This is a genomic window from Nocardia sp. 852002-20019_SCH5090214 (genome assembly GCF_001665865.1).
Lineage (GTDB): Bacteria > Actinomycetota > Actinomycetes > Mycobacteriales > Mycobacteriaceae > Nocardia > Nocardia nova.
In genome coordinates this window covers 1-5,536 of the sequence record NZ_LZMK01000050.1, presented here as the reverse complement: position 1 = coordinate 5,536, position 5,536 = coordinate 1, and the positions used below count along the sequence as shown (strand labels likewise).

The following is a 5,536-nucleotide window of genomic DNA, read 5'->3' as shown; positions in this document are numbered from 1 at the left end:
GGTATCGCTGATCCTGGTACCGGTGTGGGCGGCGGTGACTGGGTGATGTTCGCTGCACGGCCATGCATCCAGAGCGCGCCGGAGTCGCCGCGCAGCTGGCTTCAGGGTGTGTGCTGCGACGGATTGTTGAGGGCTTTGAGCATGTGGGGCCAGTTCTCTTCGAGATAGTCGGGGCTGCAGGCGTTGTAGGCCATGTCGACGATCGCTTTCCGCGCGTCCGGCCACGGCGCCCGAGCAGCGATGTCGGTGAGACCGGTGACGTCGCTTTCGAGTAGTCGAACGAGGTACTGCTCGGTGGGAACGATGTTGTGTTGGCTGATGTAGGTTGCGATGTCGTGAATCGCGTCCGAACTGCATCGCAATTGATCGGACTGTGCGAAGAGATAGACCGAGTCCCATCCATACGTGCGCACGGTGGGCTCGGCTTCACGCCAGATCGATGGCCACTCCAACCGCGACACGGCCTTGGCATAGGTGGGGGTGATCGAACAGGCAGCGGGTAGATCCTCGATGGCGTCCACTCTGCGCCACCATGTGGTCTGTTCGTATGCGGTGTGAAGACGTATCAGCGATGGAACCGCTTCGGGGGTCTGATGATTGATAAGCCAGCACATAGCACGGTTCGCCTCAGTGAGTGGCTCGATGGCATCAGGGGGGCTCGCGAGGTCATCGATTGCGAGGCTGGTCAAGGCTCGTTCGATTGTCCATGTGCCCGATGGGTCGCGCGGCGGGGTGTGCCAGCCGGATTGGAACATCCAGTAACCGAGCCGGGCCACTTCGTCGACATCAGAATCGGCATCAAGCGGGTGGAGGCATCTACCGCCGCCGCGCAGCGCCAATATGGCGCCGTGGCTGCCGTTGAGGACTTCCATCGCGCCAGGGAAATTCCTGTAGTCCGCAGTTTCGTCGTTGAGTTTGCGCTCCGGATCTCGCTGTTCCAGTGAAAACAGTCGGTATACCGCAGGGTTCATGGATCGCTCTACTCGCGCCACGCTGTCGGGTCGATTCGCGTCGAGAATCGCGGAAGCGGCGATGCACTGTACGTAGTCAGATCTTGTCGCGACGATTTCTTCCAGGGCATCGATCAGGTCGTCACCACAGCCGGCCGTCGGGTACGAGATGTAGTTCATGTGACGAACGATGTGTTCGAGGATGAGCTGGTCGGTCTTTGCCCGGTCGTAGTGGGCGAGAAGGGCGAAGGCGTCTTCGAGGTAGGCACCGTACTTTTCAACACGTCGGACGATTGTGACCAGCAGCTCGCACTGCTTTTTCGTCGTTACCTCGTCGATGGCTCTGACGATCTCGGCGGCCTTCTCCCAATCGGTGGAGGGATGGGTGATCAGGTGGTCGACGGTGATGTCGGGATCTATTCGGTATGCGTTTCGGTAATGATGTTGAGCGAGTTCGGAATCGAGGGTTTGCTGAGCGCGGGGATGGCGGCGCCCGACTGAGGCGACGGTGAGGGCGACGACCTTTTCGGAGATGTGGTTTCCCGGGTCGCCTTCCGCAGCATAGGTGTCGAGTTGGCCGAGGACACGCGTTTGCGTGTCGTCGTCGAGCAGGCCGATCGTGTGCTCGAGAACGGTGCTCCATTCAGGGCGGAGTGCGGCGATGCGGGTGAGGTGATCGGCGCGGCGGGGGTCGCTGGTGTGGAGTTGGGCGAGGTATCGGCCGGTGAGGTGTTCGTGGATGGTGCGATGCAGCCAGCGGTAGTGATGCTCGAGAGAGGTGCTGTTGGGGCTGGGCCGGCCGTGGAGTGTGAGGAGCCCGTCCTTGTGGAGCAGCTCGGCGAGGTTGGTCTGGTGCTGGCTGGGGATGCGGTCGAGTAGTTGCGCGACGGTGGCGGTGTCGTGCCATCGGCCGAGCGGGCTGGCAGTGGGCGTGGTGGCCATGGCCCACGCGAGTTGTGTTGCGGTGGCTTCGAGTTGAGCGATGAGTAGTGGGTCGCGGCGTTGCTGGGCGGCGGGCTTCCAGGGGCGTTCGAGGAATCGGGTGATGTAGCTGCGGTAGAGGGCGTGTTTGCGGGTGGGGACGGGATTGTGTTCGGCGACGAAGGCGACCAGGCCGGCCATCAGCGGGATCGCGACGAGGTCGCGGACCTCGCGGGAGTCTCGGCGGGCGTCGATGACGCGTTGGTGCCCGCTGCCGGGACGGTGGGTGAACCAGTGGGTGAAGAAGGTGTCGGTCTGCGCGGGGGTGAGGTCATCGGTGAGGTATTCGGTTTGGTTCTCGAAAGGTCGGGTGTAGCCGGTGATTCGAGAGGTGATGACGATCGAAGCGGGAACGGTTTCGAGAAGACCGAGGATGGTGCGGATGTGCTCGCGCTGTTCGGGCTGGTAGACCTCGTCCCAGGCGTCGAGCGCGAGCAGGGTGTGGGGGTTGGTGCGGATGGCGTCGCTGATGGTGTGCATCAGCTCGTCGCTGATCGTGCCGCGGTAGCCCGTGGCGATGGCAACAGTGAGGTAGGTCAGCGCCTGATCGAGTGTTTTGGCCCTCCCGGTGGTGAGGGTGTCGGCGAGGTCGGGCAGGCGCAGATACAGGGTGGGCGCGCGGTGTTCAGTGCGTATGCGGTGGGCGGTCAGCGCGGCGAGGATGGTGGTCTTGCCACTGCCCGGGTTGCCGAGCAGCACGGTGCGACGCCCGGCGGACAGCGTGGGCAGGGCCGCGACGCCACCGGTGCGCGCGATATCGGCGTACAGGTCGGCGTTGGTGGTGGTGTCGGTGGTGGTGAGCCAGTCGGGTTCGAGAAGTGTGGCGGTCATGGAGTCCGCGAGCAGGACGGGGCTGAGTTCGCGGGGGTAGTAGACGGGGGCGGTGTCGAGCTGGTCGGCGATATCGGTGAGCATGTCGCGCAGCGCCTGGTCGCTGGTGCGCGCCGACGAAGGGCGCTTCGCCGTGGGCTTCGCGCACTCCCACAACCGCTTGAAATCGGGTGAGGTGTAGGACGGGTCGCGTTCCGCCGCTGCGCACACGAGCACGTAGGTGACACGGCGGAGGTCGTCGTAGTCGCTGGGCCAGCTGCATCCGCGCATCCACCGCGACAACTTGTCGGGAGTGACAGGCGGTTCGCTCAGCATGTGCCACAGCACGGCCCGCCGGCGGTTGTTGCCGACATGTTCGAGAGCTTCCCGATTGAAGCGGTCGATGATCTTGTCCAACAGCTCCTTGTTGGTGAAACCGGCTGTGTCACGGGCGGTTCGCAATGCCGTCGCCAGCTCCTGCAGCTCCGGACGGTCGGCTGCGCTCATCGGCGCCGCAATCGGACGACGCAGATGTGCTGATCTGATTCCAGGGCCATCAGATCTGAATCAGATTCGGACGACACCCCCGCTGAGCTGCGCACACAGCAGAGATTACGTCGCCACCCCGGAGGTCGTCGCCGATTTCTCGCTTACCTGGCGATGCGTTCGGTGATCGCCGAGCGCATCGAAAAGGAAGGCAGCCACGATGGTTACCAATTCGCTCACTCCGATGATCCGAGATCGCGCACGGTGCGCCGAATGCGCTCCGGCCCCTGGAGACGACCGAGTCCAGGCGGCGATACTTCGCCTCGCCGAAGCCGCACGGTTGGCAGGCACCATGGCGAACCTCGCGGGCTCGGGGCACCTGGCGATGGGGTTCGCGGCAGCGTCGATGGTCCTGCGCGGCGCCGCCGGGATCCGGAGGTGGTGGAAGGCCCGGCCCGTACGGGCGCAGTGGGTCAGTTCTCGGATTCGGACAGGTCAGGTGGCAGCAGGGGCGCATGCTCATGCTCGACACAGCAGCTGGCCAGGTATGTCCGCAGGACATCCAGCGGCGACACATCGCCCCGGCCCGGCACGGCCCCGAAGTCACTGAAGTGCTCGCGGATATCGACAGGGCGGGGAGGCTGCGCTATCGCGACCGTGCGTGGTTGCTCGCAGACAGCGATACGGGTGCCGGCGTCGAGGTGGACCAGCTCGGCGCGTTCGGTGAGCAGCATCGACCCGTAGAGCATTGTCGTGGATCCGTGAGTGACCCAACTGGGCAGCAGCCAGCAGCGTTGCCGGTCGATGACCTCATAGCGCGGCTGAGGCTCGCCCCGATCCGCCCCGAACAGCCGTCCTGCTCGCTCGAACTTCCTCTTCTTCGGCCGCACAATCAGCAGCTCGAGACCCTCGTACTGGCGGATCCTCTCGACCGCTTCGGTGAGGATCGGCTGGGCCTGCTCGGCGAATTCCTGTGCCACCGACTGGCGTTGCCGTTGCTCGGCTCGCTCGAGTTGCTCCTGCGATTCCCTCTCCCGTCGCAACTCGTCGACGGCCTGAGCGAACCGGTCGTCGACCGACGACCGAGCCGGACCGGCGGCCTCGTCTGTCCCGTCCAAGTCGACGAGTCCGGGCCGCGGTACGGAAGCGACCGTCCCCGCCAGATCGGGCGCCGCGCCGACGGCCAGATCGCCCACGCTGCGTTCCACGATGGAGGCGGTGACCTCGCCAGGATCCCCGCCGTCCTCGACGTGTGCGCGCAGGATGTCGCCGAGTGCGAGGTCGGCGGTGTCGAAGTCGAGATGGACCGAGATGTGCCGGCGGCGCTTCTCAGGTTCGGCGACACCGGTGGGGATCGCGGCGGTGCCGCGGGCGTTGTCGACCACGAGAACCCATACCGCGGCCGCGGCGCGGTCCTCGGCCAGACGCAGACGGCCGGCCAAGGTTCCTGCCGGGTCGCACCCCAGCCGTTCGGCGGTCTCCCGCGAGTTCTCGGCCAGCCCCAGCCGCATCAGCTGCCGGGCGACTTCCAGTTCGGAGGCCCCCAGAGCCTCGGTCAGCTCCTGGAGTGGCTGCGCCTGCTCCCACCCGTATCGCAGGGTGTCGTTCATGTCGGGGTCCCAGTAGATCCGGTTGGCGCGGGCCTCGTGCTCACGCAAAGGCTGGCGCCAGTCGAAGTCCCCTGATCGCAACAGGTCCCGCACGAGTTTCTCGGCCTTGCGTGCTGCCAGCTTGTAGTCCGGCGGGAGCAGCCTTTTGAGCTGTGCCTGGATCGCGGTGGTGCTGCGTCCGGTGCGTTCGGCGATCTCGCTGACGGTCAGATCTGTCCGGAGCAGATCGGTCAGCTCGACATAGCGTTCATCGGTCCACCACTCGTAATGGTTGCTGATACTGCGGCCCATCGAAGCCCTCCCTGGCGAATTCCCCTGCGGCGCACCACTGTCGGGTGCCTATCCATGGTGCCCGCCGCCACCGACACCGCAGGGCGAAAAGATGCTGCCCGAAGCAGGATCCGCTGCGGCACAAACAATGTCGATGCGCGGGCTACCCTCGACACAGACCGCATCGAACCGCAGGGGGAGTGATCGCATGCCCAGTCTTCGCGAGGAATACGAGACCGTTCTGGCCCAGCTCACCCACCTCGGCCCGCAGGAAAACAGCGTCCAGACCCTCGAAGCCATCGAACGAGAACTGGACATTCTCGACTACAAACTCCACCACGCGAGACTCCCACCCGACGAACGCGTCGAACTCGGAAAACTCAGCGCCGAGGCCCGCGACCACCGCGACCGGCTACTGCGCGACCTGCA

At 65.1% G+C, this 5,536-nt stretch carries 3 protein-coding genes; 1 reads left to right on the top strand and 2 read right to left on the bottom strand.

The features are described 5' to 3' along the window. Positions 1-101 precede the first annotated feature (101 nt). Complete coding sequence (locus tag A5780_RS06360) at positions 102-2,846, bottom strand: NACHT domain-containing NTPase (RefSeq protein ID WP_156769379.1); 2,745 nt, start codon at positions 2,844-2,846, stop codon at positions 102-104. Between the two features lie 854 nt (positions 2,847-3,700). Then, positions 3,701-5,128: a hypothetical protein gene (locus A5780_RS39780; RefSeq protein ID WP_064907992.1), complete on the bottom strand. Its 1,428-nt coding sequence runs from the start codon at positions 5,126-5,128 to the stop codon at positions 3,701-3,703. A gap of 187 nt (positions 5,129-5,315) precedes the next feature. Here A5780_RS39780 and A5780_RS06350 point away from each other — a divergent pair. After that, positions 5,316-5,536: hypothetical protein (locus A5780_RS06350; RefSeq protein WP_156769378.1), on the top strand; the 221-nt coding region annotated here is incomplete at its 3' end.